The organism is Streptococcus sp. Marseille-Q3604 (genome assembly GCF_916619785.1).
Lineage (GTDB): Bacteria > Bacillota > Bacilli > Lactobacillales > Streptococcaceae > Streptococcus.
The window spans coordinates 918,992-940,438 of the sequence record NZ_CAKAKM010000002.1 but is presented as its reverse complement, the minus strand read 5'-3'; the positions used below and the strand labels follow the sequence as shown (position 1 = coordinate 940,438).

Here is a 21,447-nt window from a genome sequence, read left to right as displayed (position 1 = left end):
CTTCCTTTCGTGAAATGATGATTTTTCAATACGTTCTATTTTACCATAATTAGGCCTATTTTGCTTGGAGGATAAAAAAACTGTAGTAACTTTTTTGTCACTACAGTTTACAGAGATAGAGCTTTTTCAAAACACTTATCGTATGGCTATCAAGAGCTTTCTCCAAGCCTCTAGGATTTCTGGTTTCAAATACTGTTTTGCCAGGTCATATGAGACTTGGTGCATAGACTCAAGATCACTTTCTAAGGCAAATACAATTTTGTCTGCCATCTGAGAAACAAGTAGGTTCTCATCCATAGTTTCGCTATAAGGAACCAGAAAGCCGTTTTTACCATCTTTGATGAAGGTTGGATTGCCATAACGGGCGTCAAAACCAACCAAGGCTAGACCTGCTCCCACAGCTTCCATCAGAGTCAAGCCAAAGGTCTCCCACTGAGAGGCGGTGACATAAAGTTCATACTGTGGGTAAACTTCACGCAAATCCGCATGTCCTCTAAGTTGGATGTAATCATTCGCCCCAAGAGTATCAATCAGATCTTGTAGATTCTCTTGCTCGCCACCTTTACCGTAGATGTCAAAGTGAAGATTTGGCTCTTTTTCATGAGCAAGGGCGACTGCTCTTATAGCTAAATCCAAGCGTTTACGTGGGTCCAATCGCGAAGCGGTCATCAAACTAAGAGGCTTCCTCTGCTCCTCTGGAAAACTAAGGTTATCCAAATGTCCCACTGCTAGGTCATGAATACTAGCATCTGTTACACCTTGCTTTTTCAAGGTATTCTCTAAAACAGCCTTTTGTGCCTCCGTAGCTGTAATGAAGAAATCAAAACGTTGGGCGTACTTAAAGATGTAATAATACTCATAGTAGAGGTCGCCATTTTCAAACTCATGCTCTGAATGAAAAACGAAGCCTAACTTTGCAGGTGTATCCAATTCATAAATCGGTCGCATAAACTCCATCAAGGAGGCCCTATCCAGCAACAAGGTATCCGCAGTTGTCAGTGGAAGTCTTGCTAGAAAACGACGCATGACCTCTGTTTTTGTTACTAAAATCTCAGTTCCCAACCTATATAACCAGCTGGTCCCTTGCTTGAGTTCTTCAAAGGCGATGCGACCATCTTTATTGTGATAACTTCTCCTGATGATAATGCCTTTTTCAAAGTATTCTGTGACTAATTTACTTGTTCCATACCACTCACGCTTTAAAAGCATACCATTGACGTGGTAATCCACATACCGCACACAACCTTTTTGGTAGGAATCCATCTTAAAGACTAAAGAAGTGCCATCAGAACAGATATAAACAGAGTCTGTTTCGCTTTGACTCTTCAAATCTAGACGGGTCAACTTAAATTTTTGCTGCAAGGCCCCCACTGTCAAGGATGGGATATGACTGTCTTGATCTGTAAAGCTAAGATAGGCATGGAGGAGTTCCTCGTAGCGATGCCCTAAAGAAAGATAATAGTCTAATTTATAGGGTTGTGGCCAGGTCGTAAAGACAAACTTAGCAGGCTCATTTAATTCACGTAGCATCAAAGCCCTCGACGCCTGGGCCACGTCCACACCATTAGGCTCAAAGCCCACCAATAGGTTAAAGGTGTAAATTGTCATCTTCTTCCCCCTCCAATCTAGTAAAGAAAGCTAAGATTTCTTCCCTCTCAGCAAGTTTCAAAACCTCTTTCTGACTTTCAAGAACCTTAGGATAAAACTCTGGTTGCTGTAAGAGTTGTCGGAAATCTTGCTCTAGTTCCTCTAAGGAAGTATAGACCGTTGGTAAGTCCTTATAGTAGTGACGATGAACCGTTGATTCCAAGCCATAAAGTAGCTGCCCATTTTCAATCGCATCCAATGTTGCATCAGACACTTCACTTCCATAATTCAAGTCTAAATAAATGAAACATTTCCTTAGTAGCTCTTGATATTTCTCCTGACGAATCCCTGGGTAAAGATGGACATTTCCCTTATCTTCGAGACAAGTCAATTTAGGTCCCATACTAGTTTGGGCTCCGATGTGAAAGTCAATATCCGGAAAAGCATCAACCAAGTCAGCAAGTCCCTCAATATTTTCAGAAGCAGTCATCACCATAGCCTGAGGCACAAAAGTCTGAGAACCTTCTTGTTTAGCACCAGCTAAATAAATCATGCCTGACCAACGTTCCTCTTGTGGATAATAATTAGTAATCAAAACATGATTCACTTGACTTTGAATAAACTCAAGACCATCATGACTGTCGGAGCAATAGACCAGACGATTAGCATTCAAGGTCTGCAAAATCGGGATTAGATTGGAATCCATACAGATGATAGCTTCGTCTGACTTTAGGATTTGATTCAAAACAACCTTAGTTAATTCTTCCCTACCCGAGAAAATCCTATCTCTTCCTTCAGATCCCTGATCAATCAAGTACCCATCTTGAATATAGTGAAGCAAGACCTCTTCTTGATTACGATTAAAGTAAATATCCATAATGCCCTGTCCCTGATCATCCAGAAGACGCTGTTTGGTACGCCAGCCATAGCGATTATAGTCGTCTATCGCAACAACTTTTTCCCCTTGTCCAAACCATTGGACTTGTTTGACCGTACGTTCCTTTAGATTGTCACGAAAAATGACACTAGCACGACGGTCTTGACCATCAAAAATATAGGTCGTAATCCCCAAAGTCCACAATTCCCAATATAGAGGAACGGACAAATCGTTAAAAAAGAGTGGTTTTCCTTGATAATCTTCCTCAGAGGAGTAAATAAATGATGATGCTAAACTAATAGTGTCCTTATCAATATCCGTTTCAAAATTCGTGTAAAACACACGCGACTGAATACCAAAGGAGTCTAGTGATCTTCTCAGTTTTTCCGTTGCCTGACTGGGTTCTTGTGCAATAATGAGCATAGTTATCCTTTCTGACTAATCCAAGCTATAAATAGCTTAACCCTCGACCTTTATTGCTCCAAAAATCTCAAGTTAACCTGTGCCGTCATATAGGTCTCAGTATCTTGAAGATTAGCTTCTTCCATTTTTTCAATCGCCCGTTTTAGACGCGTCTTATAAATATAACGGTGCCAGGTCAAATCATAGCCCAACATACCTAGCAAAGCTAATTTTTCATTTTTGGCTTCCATCTCATCTAAAACACGCTTTTCAGTCCAGACCTGTGACAGCGTATCTTTACGTCCCACTCGATACCAGTAGATACATTTTTCAGTATGGACAACACGATTTGCTTTTAACAATAGTTTATACATAAGGAAGTTATCTTCGACATTCTTACCAACAGGAAAACGAAGATCCTCGAATAAGGAAATCTTGTAGAGTTTCATCATGGCACAAGCCCAAGCCATATCTCGTGTCTCTTGAATGGCATCCTGATCTATGATGTCTCTTCCTTCATAGAGGGTTTCAGAATAATCGTTCTCCGTTACCTTAATCAAAAACTTACTTGTACTCTCATTGAACAAGTTATAGTTGGCAATAGAAACATCTGCTTCATACTTTTTAAGCTGAGTGTATAAGGTCTCCACATAGTCCTCTGTTACCCAGTCATCTGGGTCTACAAAAGTGATGTAATCACCTGTGGCTAAGTCAATTCCTGTATTTCGGGCTGCAGATAAGCCCCCATTAACTTGTCGCACATAGCGAATACGCGAATCTCTCTTGAAAAATTCCTTGCAAATCTCCTCTGAATTGTCAGGAGAACCATCATTGACAAGAATGATTTCAAGGTTTGGATAAGTCTGATTCACTATCGTTTCCAAACACTGCTTCAGGTAAGCTTCCACATTATAAATGGGAATCACAATACTCACTACTTCTTTATTTTCCATGGTCTATCTCTCAATCGTATCTATATAGTCTTGAACTACCTCTACCATTTGGTCTACTTGGTCATTCTTGAACACTTGATTTTTTCCAGTGTGGTCATGATTGGTCCCTTCAAAAGAGAAAATTGGAAGACCCAACTGATGAATCGTTTCTGTGATATGATCAACCTCGTCAAATGGGTTGATATCCAAATAAAAATCTATTTTTCCCAAAACCTTTCGACTAGTCAATGGATCAAAGGACGGATAGAGAATAAGGTTTGGATACTGCTCCAATTTCACCAAATTAAACCCAAAATGAGAATGAGCCAAAACATGAAAAGCTACATCTGGAAGAGCCTGCAGCAAATGTTCCAATTCAAAGATGTCTGCCGTATTAGTATAAATAGCCGTATGGTATGGAAAATCACCTACCATATCACTAAAGCTAAGCTTTAAGGATGGCTTTCTCAATAAGATGTCTTCCCAAGATAGGGCATAATAAAACCACCAAATATCTCTGAAACGGTTGAAACGCTTAGAGGTCCAAGGTTTATTGTGAGAGGTGTAATGAATAACCGCTGGCACCCCTTTAAAAACATCATACCAATCCAAGTCCCCATATCTGTACTGATCCTTGTCAGAGCCTACTTGGAGATTATAAGTCCATGGAAGTTGGTGCCAGGCGTCTTTAAAATAAAGATTCAAAATCCCTTGATCGCCATAAACATTTTGGTGATGTTCCTTAGTTAATTCAAAAAGAGACTCTGTCACCTTGTGTTGTCGCCACCAATCGATGTCAATAACCATCAAACCAGCGTTAAAACCATCTGTCGTCGTCGGACGATCCACTACCGCTCCAATACCAAATCCGCCCAGATTCACTTCAAAAAGTGGTGACAAATCCTGCGTGAAGATCATATCACAATCCAAATAGAGAACACGATCTTCTTGAACAAACTCGGGAATCACATAACGGAAAAAAGTCGCATAATGAATATGCGCACTTGGAAGCGAAAATTGTTTAAAGCTTTCTGCAGACACACGACAATTAAGAATTTCAGAATCAATAGCTTCTAAACGACGATTCATCAACGTAAACCATTCTGTTGGTAAATTCTCATTTAGCACATAAATTTTCCACTGCCCTTGATGTGCACACAAAGATTTAAGAGCTACCTCTAACTTTTCCATATAGGATAGCTCAGCTACAAATACAACTGATTTTTTACCCATGTTTTCTTCCTCTCAAACTCTAACAAGAATATCATTTTTTAGAAAACATTACAATTTCTATCCCTTACAAAAAAGCCAACCCTAAGGCTGACTTTAAATGGAGATCAATTTTCTCTTAGTGCTCCTTATATGCGTAAAACAGGATTCAGACTAGCACGTGGCTTAAAACACCGAACACCTCTCAACTCATAGACTATTCTACAGAGGCACCGTTACTTGCGATAACTTCTTTGTACCAGTTAAATGATTTCTTCTTAGAGCGTTTAAGACTACCATTACCATCGTTATCTCGATCCACATAGATGAAGCCATAACGTTTCTTCATTTCACCAGTTCCAGCAGAAACAAGGTCGATACAGCCCCAGGTTGTGTAGCCCCAAAGCTCTACACCATCTTCATTAATAGCATCACGCATAGCCTTGATGTGGGCTGCCAAGTAGTCGATACGGTAATCGTCTTCAACATAACCATTTTCATCTGGCGTATCCACAGCACCAAGCCCATTTTCAACGATAAACATCGGTTTTTGGTAACGATCCCAAATAGCATTGAGCGTAATACGAAGGCCTAGTGGGTCAATTTGCCAGCCCCACTCTGAAGCTTCCAAATAGGGATTTTTAATAGAGGCAAAGATATTTCCAGCAGTCTTTTCATTAACTTCTGGATCACCTGAAGCCACACGACTTGCATAGTAAGAGAAGGAAATAAAATCAACAGTATGCTCTTTAAGAAGGGCCAAATCTTCTTCCGTCATCTCAAGCTCAATGCCATCACGTTCCCACTGTTTCTTAGCATAATTTGGATACTCTCCACGAGCTTGAACATCAGTAAAGAAATAGCTACTACGGTCTTCTTGCATAGCTGCCCAGTAGTCACGTGGATGGGCTGTATTTGGATAATATTGACCTGCTGCCAACATACAACCGACCTTATTTTCAGGGTCAATCTCATGAGCCAATTTCGTCACCATAGCTGAGGCTACCAACTCATGGTGAGCAGCCTGATATTTAACCTGCTCCTCATTCTCACCCTCTTCAAAGCAGAGTCCTGCTCCCATAAATGGGGCATGGAGAATCATGTTGATTTCATTGAAAGTGAGCCAGTACTTAACCAAACCTTTAAAGCGTGTGAAAAGGGTACGGCAAAGATTTTCATAGAAGCCAAGCATCTTACGATTACGCCATCCTCCATACTCGGTAATCAAGTGCATTGGACAATCAAAGTGTGTGATCGTCACCAAAGGTTCAATGCCATGCTTGTGACATTCCTTGAAGAGGTCCTCGTAAAAGGCAAGCCCAGCTTCATTTGGCTCAGCCTCATCACCCTTAGGAAAAATACGTGACCAAGCAATAGAAAGTCGATAAGTCTTAAAGCCCATTTCACCAAAGAGAGCAATATCTTCCTTGTAACGGTGGTACATATCGATGCTTTCCTTAGCTGGATAAAAATAACCATCCTCAAAATTAAACATCTTGCGACGTCCAGTGATAATGGAAAGGCGATCCTCACCAATTGGCACCACGTCAACATTGGCTAAACCACGCCCATCAGCATCATAGGCACCTTCACATTGGTTGGCTGCTGTCGCTCCACCCCACAAAAATCCATCAGGAAAAGTTAATTTTTTAGTCATTATTCTACCTCTTATGATTTTATTTCAGTAATAGTATATACTAATCTGGAATCGCTTTCTTATAGTAAACTACGAAAAACTGATACTATCCTATGATTTTAGACAAAAAATTGAGAGTGGGACAGATTCCCACTCTCAATCCTCTCTCCATTATGACAATGATAAAAAAGAGTAAGAACTAACTCTTACTCCACAATTGTTGCTCCAAGCACATTTTTAAAATGCCCGATAGCAAAGTCATGAGCTTCAGGTGTCAAGGAGGCTGTTGCACTCTCTACCACCTCGATATCATAGCCCAAATTATAAGCATCAATGGCCGTATGTAACACACAAATATCTGTTAAAACTCCCGTCAAAACAACTGTCGTCACACGACGCTCACGTAAACGAATATCTAAATCCGTTCCGGAAAAGGCTGAATAGTGTCGCTTGTCCATCCAAAAGACACGATGGTCGTCCTTGATGGCATCATATACACTAGCTAACTTACCATAAAGTTCTCTCCCAGATGTCCCTGCAATGTTGTGAGGTGGAAAGAGTTTAGTCTCAGGATGGAAGGTATCTCCTTCATCATGTCGATCCATGGCAACAAAGATATAATCCCCATTGTCATAGGCTTCTTGAGTTACCTGAGCAATACGATCTTCAATGGCTTGGGCAGGCTTACCAGCCGTCAACTTCCCATCATCTGCCACAAAATCATAAGAGTAATCAATTGATATCAATGCCTTTGTCATGCTACTTTCTCCTTTTAAAAAAGTGGGGCAGGTCCTCCTACCTCACTCTCTTTCAGTATTCTTCTTATTCGTATTCTTTCAATTTGTCGTAGATACCTTCGTTAAGGACTTTAAGATAAGTCCCTTTCATACCGAGTGAACGGCTCTCAATAATACCAGCTGATTCCAACTTACGAAGGGCATTAACGATAACTGAACGCGTAATTCCAATACGGTCAGCGATAACAGATGCTGTCAAGCGACCTTCCAAACCGTCCAACTCGTTCAAGATAGCTGAAACTGCCTTGATTTCTGAGTAAGACAAGGTATTAATAGCCATGTTAATAGCTGTTTGTTTACGAATCGTTTCTTCCAAGTTCTCTGTTTGAAGGTTCAACAACTGCAACCCAACTACCGTAGAGGCTATCTCAACCAAGATAAGATCTTCATCCACAAAATCATGATCGTTACGCCAAATGATGAAAGAACCAAGACGCATACCACCACCATAGATAGGGGCAATTGTAGTCAAACCATCTGGGAAGTCATCTTTTGACTCCACTGGGAAAATGGTCAAGTCACTGTCAATACCAATGTTTTCTTGAGTATCATAAACACGGCTGATACCACGTGTGTATTCTTCTGGAAGTTGTTTAGCTTCAAAAAACTCTTCCACTCGATCATTGTTGGTTTTGTACTTCATGGCAAAACCAAGGAGAGCACCACCACCATTAACGATAGCAGCGTTACAATCAATGATATCCGCCAATTGAGCAGCCATGTTGTTGTATGGAAGATCTCCTTCCAAGCTGTCTACTGAGCGTTGCAAGATAGATGTAATTTTACGTGTTTTAGCCAGCAAATTTGCCATATTTATTGTCTTCACTTTCTATTGTAGTCATAATAATATCAAGCCTTGTACTAATCTTCTGCGTCAAGACTCACTAGCCCTATCATTATAGCACACTTAACCCAGAAATTGCAAACAATTGTCTGAAAATTATTTATTATTCTACTATTCATTATATTAAGTATATTATGGCATTTTTAGGAAGAATGTTCGGATTTTCCCAAATATATCTCCCTTTTAGAAACAATAAAAACCGGACAAGCATTATTGTCCAGTTTTTTAAGGAATTAGCGCTTGTAATATGACAAGACTCGTTCGATTTTATTACCGAGATCAGCCAACTCTTCCACTCGAGGAAGATAGACAATACGGAAGTGATCTGGTTCATTCCAGTTAAAGCCTTTACCTGGAACTAGGAGAACCTTCTCCTTCTTCAAGAGACGAAGACAGAATTCTTCATCATCTTCAATATCATACATGTTACGGTCAATCCTAGGGAAGATGTAAAGCCCTGCATCTGGCTTAACAGCTGATAGCCCTGGAATAGCGTTTACGGTATTCGTGATAAACTCACGTTGTTCATAGATACGCCCACCAGGAATCAAGAGCTCATCAACGGATTGGTAGCCACCAAGTGAAGTCTGAATAACGTGTTGAGAGAGCACATTGGCACAGAGACGCATGTTAGCCAACATATTAAGCCCTTCAATATAGCCTTTGACATTCTTTTTAGGTCCAGAGAGAACCATCCAACCCACACGGAAACCACAGATGCGGTGAGACTTAGAAAGACCATTCATAGACACGCAGAAGACATCTGGTGCAAGACTAGCGATTGCAGTATGTTTCTTACCATCCATAACCAAGCGGTCATAAATCTCATCCGCAAAGATAATCAAATCATTTTGTCGAGCAATATCCACAATCTGTTCAAGAACATCCTTAGGATAGAGCGAACCTGTAGGATTATTGGGATTGATGACTACAATTGCCTTAGTATTTGATGTAATCTTTGATTTGATATCATCAATATCTGGATACCAGTTAGATTTTTCATCACAGACATAGTGTACGGCATTACCGCCTGCTAGACTGACACAGGCTGTCCAAAGAGGATAATCTGGCATTGGGACCAAGACTTCATCTCCATCATCAAGCAAGGCCTGCATAGATATGGAAATCATCTCTGAAACACCATTACCAATATAAATATCATCAATATCTACATTTGGGAATCCCTTTAACTGGCAATACTGCATAATCGCCTTACGAGCTGAGAAAATCCCTTTACTATCCGAATACCCTTCACTGTTACGAACATTCATAATTAAATCACGAATGACTTCATCCGGTGCTGTAAAGCCAAATTCCGCAGGATTTCCCGTATTAAGACGAAGAATCTTTTCACCGTTAGCAATCATACGGTTGGCTTCATCCAAAACTGGTCCACGAATATCATAGGCAACGTGTTCCAACTTTGATGATTTATCAAATGTTTTCATAAGTTAATCCTTTCAAAAGATACTAAAAGCAGATACATCTAGCATAAAATAAGAAAATTCAACACCTGATGGGGATTTCCACTTTTATTGACACCAACTTTATTTAGGCTCAGCCATTTGGTATCATTTCTGAAGACTTGTCTTCCTATTGTTTAATTATCATGTTTCTTACGAAGCTAATAACAGATTGTATTATACCTCTTTTTCATGCAATCTTCAATTTTTAGATAATACTGAAATCTTCACATTACTACAGACATCCTAAAGTAAGCAGTCAAAAAAAGATTTCAGAAAATCCATAACAACGCTTTCATTTTTTAGATTAAAGGAGTATAATAAAGCTAAAGATAGGAGGTAGAGCTTATGTCTCAACAATATGAACGTATTATGGTAGCTATCGACGGTTCTTACGAATCAGAACTGGCCTTTATTAAAGGTGTGCACGTTGCAAAACGTAATAATGCTCAGTTACTATTGGTACACGTTATCGATACACGCGCCCTTCAAAGCGTTGCGACTTTCGACTCTTATATCTATGAAAAACTAGAAGACGAAGCTAAAGCTGTTTTGGCTGACTTTGAACGCCAAGCCAGAGAAGCTGGTTTAACCAAGATTCGCAAAGTTATTGAGTTCGGTAATCCTAAGAGCCTCTTGGCTGTTGATATCCCTGATAAGGAAAATGTTGACCTTATTATGGTTGGTGCCACTGGTCTCAATACTTTTGAACGCTTGCTTATTGGTTCATCTTCTGAATACATTCTCCGTCACGCAAAAGTTGACTTGCTCATTGTTCGTGACTCTGAAAAAACACTTTAGTCACCTCTCACAAGCACCTCTGGTGCTTTTCTCATACAAAAAAGAACTGAGAGTTATAATCTCGGTTCTTTTTTGTTCTATTTTTCAGACTTTGCTGATTCAGACATCACTTCTGACTCTGAAGTTGACTGACTTTCTTCGACCAAGTCTTCACTAGCAGATTGACTTGAGGCACCTGCTTGCTCCAAAGCAAGGCTAGTTGAAAGGCTCTCACGCTCTGCTTCCTGACTAAGGCTAGCTTCAACAATCATGAGTTCCTTTTGACGTTCTGTTTCACGAAGGTATTCACGTTCTTCTAGCTCTTCCTGACGACGTCTTTCCTGCTCAAGTCTTTGAGCTTTTTGACGCTCACGCTTAGCATGACGTTTTTGCGTCTCATCAATCAAGACCTTAGTGTTGTCTTTAATATGCATCCACTTAATAAGACGAACTAAGAGTCTCCATAGGAAAACAATAATCGATTCTGCGAAAAGAAGAATCTCAACCAGAATAACACCTAGCAAGCTCCAAGCCATGAAGAGTGTAATCAATAATTGCGTGAAAATCTTCTTCAAGTCACCCAAATGATTGTTGTGAATATTAAGAGTCTCAAGGAAAAGATCTAAAATTCCTTGCAAGAGGTGTGATTTAACAGATTTGTCTCCCTCTAAGCTCAAGTCCGTTTGAACTTCTGCCGGAGTAACAACGGTCAAGTCCCCATCTTGGTAGACATCAATACGGTCTCCTAATTTTATATCAAAATCAAAAAGCGTGCGATCTATTTTCTTAAGTCGCCCGTCAGGATGACTGAGATAAACAAAGTCATCATCAAATTTTAAAATACGAAACATAATTTACCTACTCTTTATTGCTCCCTAAATAATAGCAAAGTTAAAAAGCTCTTGTCAAGAGCTTCTTTTTCAATCCAAGGTTTTAACACCGATACGATTTTTATACTCTTGATACGTTTCAGTGTGCATGAGAGCTTTGGCATTTTTAACCCGATCTGCCGTTGGTGGTTTGACCCCTTCCAAAGGATATGGAATACCGAGCTCACGCCATTTGAACTCACCCATTGTATGATAGGGAAGAATTTCAAATTTATCGACATTTTTCAAGGTTTTTACAAACTCACCAAGCTTAACCAAGTGTTCGTCAAAGTCTGTCAAACCAGGTACCAAAACATGGCGAATCCAGACTGGAACTTGTTTATCAGACAGATATTGAGCAAATTCCAAAATATTTTTATTAGGTTGACGGGTCACAAACTTGTGTTGTTCAGGATCAATCTCTTTGATGTCAAGTAGGACCAAGTCAGTAACAGCCAAAAGTTTGTCAACAACTTCATGATACTCAGGAGTATTGCGGTAAGCAAACCCACAAGTATCAAGCGTACAATGAATCCCTAGCTTCTTAGCCTCTGTAAAGAGGGCAGTGACAAAATCAATCTGAAGCATGGCCTCACCACCTGATACAGTGATACCACCATGCTCACCCCAGAAATGACGGAAACGAAGAGCCTCATCTAAGACATCTTCAACTGTACGTTCAACAGCCTTATTTGACTCCATAGCCCAAGTATCTGGGTTATGACAATATTGGCAACGCATCTTACAGCCTTGCATGAAAACAATAAAACGGATACCAGGACCATCTACGGATCCAAAACTTTCGGTTGAATGAACAAGTCCAGTCACCTGACTGTAATCAATTTCTGCCATGGCAGCCTCCTTGAAAACGCTTTTTACATGTTTTTATTATACCTCTTTTATCAGAAACATGCTCCATATCTGCCTGAATTCAGGCAAAGGTTATACTATAATACATCTGAAATTAAGGAATATCTATACTATACCAGAAGAAAAACAAAAAAACTGGAAAAATCCAGTCTTTTATCATCTATATTACTAGGCACGTTTCTTAAGCCCCAAAAAGGCTGCAGCAGCAAGGAAGAATGTTCCTACCATTGTCAAGATTACTGTTGATGCTTCACCAGTCTTAGGAAGTGTAACTTCCTTACCTTTAGCATCTTTACCAGTCAATGTACCGTCAGCGTTCACTTTGAATCCTACTGTTTCAGGAGCAACAACACTTGTTGTACCATCAGTGTTAGCGATAACAATTTGGCTATTTTGTGTAGACACAATTGTTTGGCCAGCTGCAGTGATAACTGGAGCTGTCGGTGTTACAGTAACAACAGGTTGTCCATTAACATTCACTGCTGGAGTTTCAGGGTTTTGAGGTGCTTCGCTTGTCCCTTTATCAGTTGCTGAAGCTGGGTCTTCCGGCTTATCGGCTGGTTTCTCAGTTGGTTTATCAGCTGGTTTTGTAGATGAATCAGCTGTTGGAGCCGGTGTCGCAGGTGTTTCTGGAGTTGCTGGTGTTGTTGGTTCAGCTGGTACTTCAGGAACTGTAGGTGTTGGTGTTGTTGGCGTTGCCGCACCTGTGTTTGAATCATTGCTACGAGCCAAGTCACCATCACTTGGGGCTGTTGAAGGACCTGTTGCTGCACGATCTGTCGTTGGTTGTGTAAGAACAGCATCATTTGTCGCAATACCGTCGTCCGCAAAAGAAGTTACTGGTACAAAAGCTCCTAGGCTAAGGGTGAGTAAAAGCAAGCTACTATATATAGATTTTTTAGAAGCCATTAAGATTCTCCTTTTTTTCATTTATCAGTTAATTTATATTCTACCATAAAAAAAGTAATAAAAGACTGTTTTAATTAAAATCTTATTTATTTTTATTCTAAATCTATCAATACGCTAAAATATGTTAGAGTATCTCCAAAATTATAGTTCCTTTTATGACAAAGTCTAGCAGTTTGGATAGGTAAAAAAGGCTTTATAACGTACTTTATAGGCGTTTTCTAATCTTATTATTTTGATAAGCGGATATTCCAAGATAGATAAGAAAAAGCACTTTCACTCATAATGAGAGAAAGTGCCTAATTAGTAAATAGTCGCTTTTAAGTTTCAATATTTTCTAATAAAAACATGTAGAAAACTATTCTTCTGCTTCTTCTGGAGCGGCTGTGATGATTACCTTAAGTTTGGTTACACGACCATCCTTAACCTTATCATTGATAAACTCGAGGTGTTTGTCCTTGTTGATAACTGAATAGTGTTCCTTGACTTCTTGAGTTGGGATGGCCCCCACACCAGTCAAATAATAACCTGCGATAGTATCAACGTCATCACTCTCAAGTTCTGTATCAAAATGTTCATTGAAGTCGTTAAGAGTCATAGCTCCTTCGACAATATAAGTATTCTCACCAATTTCACGAACTTCCACACTAGTTTTATCTGTTTCGTCGTCAATCTCACCAACGATTTCTTCCAAAAGGTCCTCGAAGGTAACAAGACCAGCAACGCCACCGTATTCATCAAGCAAGATAGCCATCTGATTATTGGTGTTACGAAAGGCCGCCAAGAGATCATCTACGAAGATAGTCTCTGGAACAAAGAGAGGTTCGTTCATGATTCGACGAAGTTTGATATTTTCAAAACCAAGTTCAAAACCTGCTTTTAGAAGGTTTTTAGTATGAATGACACCGATAATCTTATCCTTGTCATCCTCGTAAACAGGGATACGAGAGAAACTTTCCTTGAGAATAGCTTGGATATTTTCTTGAGTATTGTCTTCAATATCAATCATGAAGGCATCTGTACGAGGGACCATAACCTCACGTGCCATCAATTCATCAAGAGAGAAAATCCCCTGGAGCATTTCAATTTCTTCAGCCTCAAGTGTATCTTCACTCTTGGCCAACATGTACTCAATCTCATCCCGAGTCATCTGCTCATCCGCATCATCAAAGGTCATAGGCGTCAAATGAGACACAAGATTTGTCGATGCTGAAAGAATCCAAACAAAGGGACTAACAATCTTACCCGTAACAATAATAACTGGTGCTGAGTAGATGGCTAGATTTTCCTTGAGGTTCATAGCAATACGTTTAGGATAAAGTTCCCCAAAAACAATCGAGATATAGGTCAAGACAACCAAAGAAATCATGCTACCTGCTGTCTTAGCCCAGGCTGCATGACCAAACCAAGTCGCTATCACTGCACCTAGTGAAGCGGAGAGACTAGCCCCTTGTAAGAGACTGATAAAGGTAATACCAACTTGAATGGTTGATAAGAAGTTATTTGGATTTTCAAGAACCTTGAGCAGGCGAATAAATTTCTTGTCGCCTTCTTCAGCCTTTTGTTCCACACGTGAACGGTTTAGTGATACTAAAGCCATCTCTGATGCTGAGAAAAAGGCCGTAAGCAAGGTTAATATTAGTAATAAAATAGATTGAAATAATAAGGACTGACCACTGGAGTCTTCCATTTTTTCTTCTCCTCTAAAAAAATTCTGACTTCCATTATATCACAATTTCCCAATATAGGTTCCTATTTTATGCTATAATTAGAGTAATTTATCATCGAAGGAGAGACTTATGTCACTTATACGCTTAGAAAATGTCAGCTTGGCCCGCCAAGGAAAAACACTTTTGTCTGATCTTAACTGGACAGTTGAAAAAGGACAAACCTGGGCTATCCTGGGACTTAACGGTGCTGGAAAATCAACCCTCCTACGTTTGTTGACAGCTGAATTCTTCCCTTCTGAGGGAAAGGCTGAGATACTAGGCTACACCTTTGGGAATGGAGACATCACAGGTCTTCGTCAACATATCGGTATCGTCAGCTCCTTCATCACTGAGCGTTTGCCTAAGCATATGACTGCTGAAAAAATCGTCCTTACTGGTAAATACAAGAGCTCAATCCTCTACAAGGCATATGGGGATAAGGAGTTGCAAGAAGCCAAGGACATGCTGACCTCACTTGGTGCTGGAGATTTGATAGGTCGTAAATACCATGGCCTGTCTCAAGGAGAAAAACAAATTTGTTTGATTGCTCGCAGTCTCATGGAAGATCCTGACATCATTATCCTTGACGAAGCGACTGTTGGCTTGGACCTATTTGCCCGCGAAAAACTCTTACGTCAGATTGACCGTATCACCTCGCTTCCACATGCTCCATTGGTTCTTTACGTCACCCACCACGCTGAAGAGATTACTGAAAAAATGGACCACATTCTCCTACTCCGTCAGGGAAGAATCGTGGCACAAGGACCAAAAAACGATATTATCACACCGGAAGTTCTAGCTGACTTCTACCAAAATCCTGTTCAAATTATCCCAATTGACGACCATCGTTTTTACATTAACCCTCTTCTATAAAAATCGCTCAAAGAAACAAGTCCCCCAGATAAGGTCTAGGGGACTTGTTGTTTTATGGCTACTCCTCTTTTATTTTCGATACACCGTACAAAATTAAGGCTGGAACGATGAGCTGTTCTATAGAGCTTCTTGCAACTAAAATAAATAACATAGCAACTATATATAGACGGTTTTTGTCAGCAGTTCTTATGGCATTTGGAAGCATCACAGTAGGAATAATAATTAATGGAATCATCACGATGAAGTACATAAACCAACCGATACCTGCTAAGGGATTGGTTTCATCAGTAGGATAATTGAAAACTGCAATTATATTAAAAACTAAATTCCTCAAGGATAGAATAAAAGCTGTCCAAAGCCAAGGAGAATGAAGACTTTGAGGATTTGGTTGTCTTTGGCTCTCCGCATAATCATAAACCTTACGCTTTTCAATGACTGGTTTGGTTCTTTTCTCCACCAGCAGATCATCTTCACTCAACTCAACCCCATACTTCTTCTGCCATTTTTCAACTAGTGTGGAAGTGTTGCCGTTTGTACGATAGACAAGATAGGATGATACTACTAGTAGAAAAAGAGAGACATCAGTAATGATATGGTCAACCAAGAAACCATAAACCAACTCAAGTAAACTAGTAACTATGATAAGGATTGAAGAAATTCTTAATTTCTTTTGAGTTTTTTCAGTCATCAAGTTAAGTAGTAGGAAGATACTGGCACACTCTAGTATAGGATACAGTATGGAAGTAAGACTAGTTAAATCTTCTAAATCAATATTTATATAGTGTGTGCTCCATACTACGGCGACCATTCCTAGGCCAATAAGGGGAACAGAGGACTGCCAAGCTGACGAACTTTTAAGGGAGGCTAAGAGTGTTGGAAGCTCTGTCTTCCTAATCGTAATGACAAGCCAAATTAGGCACATAATAGTTAAAACTGGGGAAACCAACCAAGGCTTAAAAATGGAAGCCGGTATTATGAAATAGGTAACTAGCTGACAAATATGGAAGGCAAGCACAGCTAAGACGCCCTCAGCTTTACGCTTGTCCTTCAAAAGCCTAAAAACAAACCATACTAAAACGACTTGCTGTGGAAGTTGAGAACTTAGTACAGATACAAAATTGAGCGTTTCATACTCAAAATGCAAACCATAAGACCTAAGCATAGAAAGAGCTAACAATACTTCAAAAAAGATAAGTATATAATACCAAGTTTTTCTGGACATACAACCACCCCACCTTTCATTTAATCTTAGAGAAAACATCTTTCAATATCATTATACTCCTTTTTATGTAAGCGTTTTCCTTTACAGTAAAATATTTCCTCTTTTCTTTGCTTGATTACAAAACGCTCCTTTTTTGACCGAATAGATTCTAGAATGAACCACATAGACAAATGATATTGTCCGCAAGTTAACCTTTTGATAATTTAGTAGGTGTTAAAGCAAAATATCTTTCAGATATAGAAAACGAGGTAAAAACATGACTAAAGTAATAGGTATTGGATTAATCGGTACAGCAGTAACAGTTATTACTTACAGTATTCTCGGCTTCCCAAAATTGGAGGTGTCCCTTTGGCCACTCTTTCCAGTCGCTCTTTTTGCTTTCTTTGCAATAGAAAATCTTATCAAAAAAGATTATAAATCTAACCTCATGAGTACTTTGATTGGTTTAATGATTGCTAATGCAATCTATGACTTGCTCCCTATCTCAAACAGTATCCTGATTGTTGCAGGAATCCTAACATGCCTAGGACTGGGCTTTCTTTTTCCAAACCACGATAATGAAAAAGAGAGACATTAAAAAGAAGCCAAGAAAAATCTTGGCTTCTTCACTTAAGCTCGACCTCGAGCCAGATTAATCATATCATAGGTTAAAGTGTTGCTAGTTTCTTTGAGAGAGTAATCCTCCAAAGTATTGACTTCCTTACGAAGCTGCTTGGCATAACGGCTAGAGATAAGCTCAGCCTGCTCGTACTCGTTGATAACCTTACGTTCCAAATAGTAGCCTCGCAACATTTCGTCGACATTGTCTGGATGAAGGTGAGTGATAACCCTCTCAACAAAGGCACCTGATTGAATAATCTCAGCCTCTTGAAGTCGATTACGCTTCAAATAAGACAAGAGTTCTGAATGATAAACACCTTCCAGATTACTCAAGGCTTCTAAAATCTGCTCCGTATTTGTTAAATAAAGTTCAGCCATATGGTCACGGTTTTCTTCCGTCAACCTAGGACCCCTCCTAGTTTCATCCTGATTAATACGAAACTTGAAAGTAAGAGCCAAGTGCAACAATCTACGAAGGCCACGCACAAAGACAGCTAGAGCGTAAGAAAGACTAGAGACAAAACCACGGTTAATACGACGCTCTAAGCTCTTGATATAACGTTGGTAGAGATTGTATTCGAGTTCTGAAATCTTACCCTTCTTGTAGGCATATTCCAGACCCTCACTCTCAATTTCCATAATCATGACTCGGATATTAGCCAACTCTTCTTTGACATTATTTGATTCCTGCTCCAAGATTAAATCTTCCAAGCGTTGATTGTAGTTGTCAATAGTAGCATAGACAGCTCCTTGATTAGTTGACTGTTTTAGATCTTTTTCCAACTCACCGACCACATCATTAAGAATGGCAATCTGCATATAATGGTTGGTTGTGTGCGCTGGTCCAGTGGCTAGCTTAGGTAGGACTAGGATACCTGTTAAGAAACTTAATAAAGTGACACCCGCTACCGTAAAGAGCAAGAGACTATGTTCCAAAGCCGTCATATTGGCAACCGGAAGCAAAAGGATGGTTGCAATTGAGACCGTTCCTTTGACACCAGAAAAGGTTAAAAGAGTTGCACCCTTCCAGATTTTTTTCAGTGATCGTTTGGCCCTCCAAGCTCTTTGGGCAAATACCGCACTAATCATAACAAAACGAATGCCAAACATGGTCGCTGTTAAAAGGACGATAGCAAGAAGCATCCAGAGATTATCGTAGGTAGTGCTACGCAGTACTGGGGCTGCTAGGGTTGGAAGTTCTGTTCCCAAGAGGAAAAAGACCATGCCATTAAGCATGAAGGTAATGGTTCCCCAAATCGTATGGGAAACACTATCCAACTTGGCATCAAAAACAGTGATTTTTTTAAAGCGACTGGCAAGTGAAATCCCTGCTACGACAACAGCAATAATTCCGGAAGCATGAATTTCCTCGGCTACAAAGTAAGAGGAAATCGGTAGTACCAACTCTAGTAAGAGAGCACCTGTGACATCTGCAGCATCCATATTATCCAAAATGGTCAAAAAGAGACGATTAAATAAGGCTGTAATCAAGCCAACCAAAAAACCACCAATAACAGAAATAACCAAATTCCAGCTCGCATCAAGGAGGGAGAAAGCACCCGTTGTCAAAGCGGTCACCGCCACCTGAAAGGCAACCAAGCCAGAGGCATCGTTTAGGAGTCCTTCACCCTGCAAAATATAGCTAATCCACTTTGGAAAACTAAAGCGTTTAGAAATAGCTGAATAGGCCACCAAATCCGTTGGTCCAAGGGCTGCCCCAATGGCTAGGCAGGCAGACAAAGGCACTGAGGCAGGCAAGACAGCCTTAGCAAGATAACCGATTCCCAGCGTAGACACGAAGATGACTGGAAAAATCAAAAATAGAATGAGTTTCCAGTTACGTAAAATACTGGTAATATCACTTTCTTCACCCTCACGAAACAGCAAGGGAGCAATAATAAAGGCCAGAAAAAGTTCCGTTTCAAGCTCGAAAGTACGTCCCTTAAAAAGAAAACCGATACCCACTCCAAAAATAATTTGAATCAAAGGTAAGGGAAGACGTGGAAAGACACGGTTGATAACGTTCGATAAAATCAAGCTAAAAAGAAGAACAAGCAAAGCTAATGATAAATGCATAGCTCCTCCTACCCTTCCTTATGACAACAGTTTGAGAATAGTTCTTTTTGCTTACTAATTTTTTTATCTATGGCAGTGACATCTTCCTTGGCCAAAAGTTTATGGCAACGTTCGACCTCAAGACTAGCTAACTTTTTCTTAATTTTAGCCGTTTTACGATTATCAACCTTATTCAAAGTACCCTCAGCACTTTGCTTATCTATATATTTGGCCTGCATATCTGCAAGCTTTTCTTTAATATCTGTAATCATTGTAACTTCTCCAACATCACCAAAAATGGTGGGGTATTAATTTGATTAAGAGGTTGGTAAAGCATGGCTGTAAAATCACGCTGGTCCAAACCGATAACGTACTCAAGCACAGCATCCTTCTCCATATCACCACCATCATGACCGTAGTAAATCATAATAGCCAAGCGCCCACCAACCTCTAAGCGGTCAAGAATTTTCTCAATTGCCTCAAGAGTCGTATGGGGCTTAGTGATGACACTTTTGTCTGCAGATGGCAGGTAGCCCAGATTGAAAATAGCTGCTCGAATAGGTTCCGTGACATAATGGTCCAGATTTTCGTGACCATCTAAAATGAGTTCCGCATTTTCAATTCCCAGGTCTGACAAGCGTTGACTGGTCTTTTCAAGCGCCTGCTCCTGCACGTCAAAGGCATAAACCTTCTTGGCAAGGCCAGCCAGAAAGGCTGTATCATTGCCGTTTCCCATGGTCGCATCGATAGCTACACTCTCATCATCCAGCACTTCTGCTAAAAAGTCATGAGATAGATGAATGGGTCGTTTAATCATGCTTTTTCCTCCTTCTCGCTAACGACTTTGCACCCTTGCCATGAGTCACGACGTTCCATCTCTTTGTCAATGGCATTAAGGACTTCCCACTTGTTGAGACTCCACATAGGACCAATCAACATATCTCGCGGCGCATCACCAGTAATCCGATGAATGACGATATCCTTAGGGATGATTTCCAACTGGTCACAGATGATGGACACATACTCTTCCTGACTCAGCAATTTAAGACGCCCCTCGTGGTAATCTCTTTGCATACGCGTATTGGTCATCAGGTGGAGGAGGTGGAGTTTGATTCCCTGAATGTCATTGTCCGTCACACAACGGCGAACATTTTCCACCATCATCTCGTGGGTTTCCCCTGGCAATCCATTAATCAGGTGCGATACAATTTCAGCCTTTGGTGCACGCTCACGCAGACGCTTCACGGTCTCCACGTAGAGTTCATAGCTGTGTGCTCGGTTAATGAGTTCTGACGTTTCTTCATAAGTCGTCTGCAAACCAAGTTCAACAGTCACATGCATACGTTCTGTGAGTTCTGCCAGATAATCAATCACATCATCTGGCAAACAGTCTGGGCGGGTACCGATATTGATGCCAACAACACCAGGCTCATTGATAGCCTGTTCGTAGCGTTCCTTGATAACCTCAAGCGGAGCGTGGGTATTGGTAAAATTTTGAAAATAAACCAGATATTTCTGAACTTCTGGCCACTTGCGGTGCATAAAGTCAATCTCATGATAAAACTGCTCACGAATCGGCGCCTCAGGAGCTACAATGGCGTCCCCAGACCCTGATACCGTACAAAAGGTACAGCCACCGTGGGCCACTGTGCCATCACGGTTGGGACAATCAAAGCCCGCATCTATAGGAAGTTTGAAAATCTTTTCGCCAAAAATTTCACGATAGTAATCATTGACTGTTCTATAACGTTTTTTCATAAAGACTATTATAACACTTTGACCTTAAAAAGAGAGTAAGACTAGGACAAAAATCATG

At 40.3% G+C, this 21,447-nt stretch carries 20 protein-coding genes; 3 read left to right on the top strand and 17 right to left on the bottom strand.

Features of this window, described 5'->3' with window-relative positions:
- Nucleotides 1–135: 135 nt before the first annotated feature.
- From LG375_RS09190 to LG375_RS09155, 8 genes are all read right to left on the bottom strand, one after another.
- Nucleotides 136–1,608, bottom strand: a complete 1,473-nt coding sequence (locus LG375_RS09190) for a glycosyltransferase (RefSeq protein WP_183137316.1) — start codon at nt 1,606–1,608, stop codon at nt 136–138.
- A complete protein-coding gene (locus tag LG375_RS09185) occupies nt 1,589–2,887 on the bottom strand; it encodes an accessory Sec system glycosyltransferase GtfB (protein ID WP_225745681.1) in 1,299 nt (432 codons plus the stop codon). The genes LG375_RS09190 and LG375_RS09185 overlap by 20 nt, the downstream gene beginning before the upstream one ends.
- 50 nt (nt 2,888–2,937) lie before the next feature.
- Complete coding sequence (locus LG375_RS09180) at nt 2,938–3,819, bottom strand: glycosyltransferase family 2 protein (protein ID WP_183137318.1); 882 nt, start codon at nt 3,817–3,819, stop codon at nt 2,938–2,940.
- 3 nt (nt 3,820–3,822) lie between these two features.
- A complete protein-coding gene (locus LG375_RS09175) occupies nt 3,823–5,031 on the bottom strand; it encodes a glycosyltransferase family 8 protein (protein WP_225745680.1) in 1,209 nt (402 codons plus the stop codon).
- A 193-nt stretch (nt 5,032–5,224) separates the two neighbouring features.
- Nucleotides 5,225–6,664: a 6-phospho-beta-glucosidase gene (locus tag LG375_RS09170; RefSeq protein WP_225745679.1), complete on the bottom strand. Its 1,440-nt coding sequence runs from the start codon at nt 6,662–6,664 to the stop codon at nt 5,225–5,227.
- A 185-nt stretch (nt 6,665–6,849) separates the two neighbouring features.
- Complete coding sequence (locus tag LG375_RS09165; protein ID WP_014634960.1) at nt 6,850–7,401, bottom strand: cysteine hydrolase family protein; 552 nt, start codon at nt 7,399–7,401, stop codon at nt 6,850–6,852.
- Nucleotides 7,402–7,465: 64 nt separating this feature from the next.
- Nucleotides 7,466–8,251 carry a GTP-sensing pleiotropic transcriptional regulator CodY gene (codY, locus tag LG375_RS09160; RefSeq protein WP_002884784.1) on the bottom strand — a complete coding sequence of 262 codons (786 nt, stop codon included), beginning with the start codon at nt 8,249–8,251 and terminating at the stop codon, nt 7,466–7,468.
- Nucleotides 8,252–8,517: 266 nt separating this feature from the next.
- Nucleotides 8,518–9,732, bottom strand: coding sequence for a pyridoxal phosphate-dependent aminotransferase (locus LG375_RS09155; protein WP_004183315.1), 1,215 nt, complete (start codon nt 9,730–9,732; stop codon nt 8,518–8,520).
- A 363-nt stretch (nt 9,733–10,095) separates the two neighbouring features.
- On the opposite strand from LG375_RS09155, the gene LG375_RS09150 reads away from it, so the two are divergent.
- Complete coding sequence (locus tag LG375_RS09150; RefSeq protein ID WP_002891687.1) at nt 10,096–10,548, top strand: universal stress protein; 453 nt, start codon at nt 10,096–10,098, stop codon at nt 10,546–10,548.
- A gap of 77 nt (nt 10,549–10,625) precedes the next feature.
- Here the strand turns inward: LG375_RS09150 and LG375_RS09145 are convergent, their stop codons facing one another.
- The 4 genes from LG375_RS09145 to LG375_RS09130 form a co-directional block, all read right to left on the bottom strand.
- On the bottom strand, nt 10,626–11,378 hold the full coding sequence (locus LG375_RS09145) for a hypothetical protein (RefSeq protein ID WP_004183318.1): 753 nt from the start codon (nt 11,376–11,378) through the stop codon (nt 10,626–10,628).
- A gap of 69 nt (nt 11,379–11,447) precedes the next feature.
- Complete coding sequence (pflA, locus tag LG375_RS09140; RefSeq protein ID WP_021143691.1) at nt 11,448–12,248, bottom strand: pyruvate formate-lyase-activating protein; 801 nt, start codon at nt 12,246–12,248, stop codon at nt 11,448–11,450.
- Between the two features lie 186 nt (nt 12,249–12,434).
- Nucleotides 12,435–13,175: an LPXTG cell wall anchor domain-containing protein gene (locus tag LG375_RS09135; protein WP_225745678.1), complete on the bottom strand. Its 741-nt coding sequence runs from the start codon at nt 13,173–13,175 to the stop codon at nt 12,435–12,437.
- Nucleotides 13,176–13,530: 355 nt separating this feature from the next.
- Nucleotides 13,531–14,862 (bottom strand): hemolysin family protein, encoded by a 1,332-nt coding sequence (locus LG375_RS09130; RefSeq protein ID WP_013991098.1) that lies wholly within the window; start codon nt 14,860–14,862, stop codon nt 13,531–13,533.
- Between the two features lie 109 nt (nt 14,863–14,971).
- On the opposite strand from LG375_RS09130, the gene LG375_RS09125 reads away from it, so the two are divergent.
- Entirely contained in the window at nt 14,972–15,754 is a 783-nt protein-coding gene (locus LG375_RS09125) for an ABC transporter ATP-binding protein (RefSeq protein WP_225745677.1), read from the top strand.
- A gap of 58 nt (nt 15,755–15,812) precedes the next feature.
- On the opposite strand, the gene LG375_RS09120 is transcribed toward LG375_RS09125, so the two are convergent.
- The gene (locus LG375_RS09120; RefSeq protein ID WP_225745676.1) at nt 15,813–16,976 is read right to left on the bottom strand and encodes a hypothetical protein; all 1,164 of its coding nucleotides are present in this window, start codon (nt 16,974–16,976) and stop codon (nt 15,813–15,815) included.
- A 256-nt stretch (nt 16,977–17,232) separates the two neighbouring features.
- On the opposite strand from LG375_RS09120, the gene LG375_RS09115 reads away from it, so the two are divergent.
- Nucleotides 17,233–17,553, top strand: coding sequence for a hypothetical protein (locus LG375_RS09115; protein WP_225745675.1), 321 nt, complete (start codon nt 17,233–17,235; stop codon nt 17,551–17,553).
- A gap of 32 nt (nt 17,554–17,585) precedes the next feature.
- On the opposite strand, the gene LG375_RS09110 is transcribed toward LG375_RS09115, so the two are convergent.
- The 4 genes from LG375_RS09110 to LG375_RS09095 are packed head-to-tail and all read right to left on the bottom strand — an operon-like array spanning nt 17,586 to nt 21,389.
- A complete protein-coding gene (locus tag LG375_RS09110; RefSeq protein ID WP_225745674.1) occupies nt 17,586–19,652 on the bottom strand; it encodes a cation:proton antiporter in 2,067 nt (688 codons plus the stop codon).
- An 8-nt stretch (nt 19,653–19,660) separates the two neighbouring features.
- Nucleotides 19,661–19,903 carry a hypothetical protein gene (locus tag LG375_RS09105; RefSeq protein WP_179969538.1) on the bottom strand — a complete coding sequence of 81 codons (243 nt, stop codon included), beginning with the start codon at nt 19,901–19,903 and terminating at the stop codon, nt 19,661–19,663.
- Complete coding sequence (locus LG375_RS09100) at nt 19,900–20,448, bottom strand: tRNA (mnm(5)s(2)U34)-methyltransferase (RefSeq protein WP_002891698.1); 549 nt, start codon at nt 20,446–20,448, stop codon at nt 19,900–19,902. Before LG375_RS09100 ends, LG375_RS09105 begins: the two co-directional genes overlap by 4 nt.
- Nucleotides 20,445–21,389, bottom strand: a complete 945-nt coding sequence (locus LG375_RS09095; RefSeq protein ID WP_155222579.1) for a TIGR01212 family radical SAM protein — start codon at nt 21,387–21,389, stop codon at nt 20,445–20,447. Before LG375_RS09095 ends, LG375_RS09100 begins: the two co-directional genes overlap by 4 nt.
- Nucleotides 21,390–21,447: the final 58 nt, after the last annotated feature.